The 853-nt window shown below is 39.0% G+C and carries 2 protein-coding genes; both read left to right on the top strand.

Annotated features, from left to right (window positions below):
- Positions 1 to 32: 32 nt before the first annotated feature.
- On the top strand, positions 33 to 632 hold the full coding sequence (locus AC1DSL_RS18870) for a hypothetical protein (RefSeq protein WP_477533424.1): 600 nt from the start codon (positions 33 to 35) through the stop codon (positions 630 to 632).
- A gap of 12 nt (positions 633 to 644) precedes the next feature.
- The coding region (locus tag AC1DSL_RS18875; RefSeq protein WP_477533425.1) for an AbrB/MazE/SpoVT family DNA-binding domain-containing protein at positions 645 to 853 on the top strand (209 nt) is incomplete at its 3' end.

An 853-nucleotide genomic window follows, 5' to 3' on the forward strand; every position in this document is an offset into this window, starting at 1 on the left:
TGGATTGACAGCTAGGAGATACCGATGGTGTTATGAAGGCGCTAGGAGATACCGATGGTGTTATGAAGGCTTTGGAATCAAGGGAGTATGAAAGTCTAAATAAAGATGAGACGGAGTTGTTGCATCAACTCTGGATGAAACATGGGGCTTATGAAAAATATCTGGCAAAAGATGAGGATGCGGTCAGTCAACTCACGGAGCACATGACGAAGCAAAATCAACCAGATCAATTGGATCGTTTGGAAGAAATTTTGAAGGTCGGCAATCCACATGTTGAGTTTGCAAAAGGTGTGCTTGCAAAGGAGTGGGACCAAGTCCTGGCTAATAAAGATTTAGTCGAGTTGACAGATGAACGAAAAACCCACATTGTGACTGCCTATCTTCAGACAGGGGACATTAAAGGAGCAAAGTCATTTGTTGCTGAAAAAGCACCTAAGAACGATGGATTGATGAATCTGGTATTGATGGCCGAGAAAACCCAAGTAGAGATGGCAGCCTTAGAAGAAGAAAAAGCACTACTTCAAAAAACAATTGATGAGAGTCAAGATTTGAATAAAGTCTCAGAAGCCATGCTAAAAATGGATGTAGTTAAAAGTAATTTGGATGAATTAAAAAAGAGTAATGGACTGTGAGGTGTATAGAGATTGCAAACAAAACGTATTGGGAAACTAGGACGTATTTTATTGCCCAAAGATATTTTAGATCGATTTCAATTAAAAGATGGCGATATGATTGATATTTCCTATAATGATACACAAATAATAATTGAGCCACATCGCCAATCCTATGTGTGTGCGATTACAGGTAAGATTTCAACTGAAGCCGTTAAAATTGGCGAGGCATGGATTAGTAA

The organism is Paenisporosarcina sp. P4_D4 (assembly GCF_056401835.1).

What these genes read in the sequence shown, in the direction of transcription:
- AC1DSL_RS18870 (WP_477533424.1), top strand. Translation starts at nt 33, where the DNA reads ATGAAGGCGCTAGGAGATACCGATGGTGTTATGAAGGCTTTGGAATCA.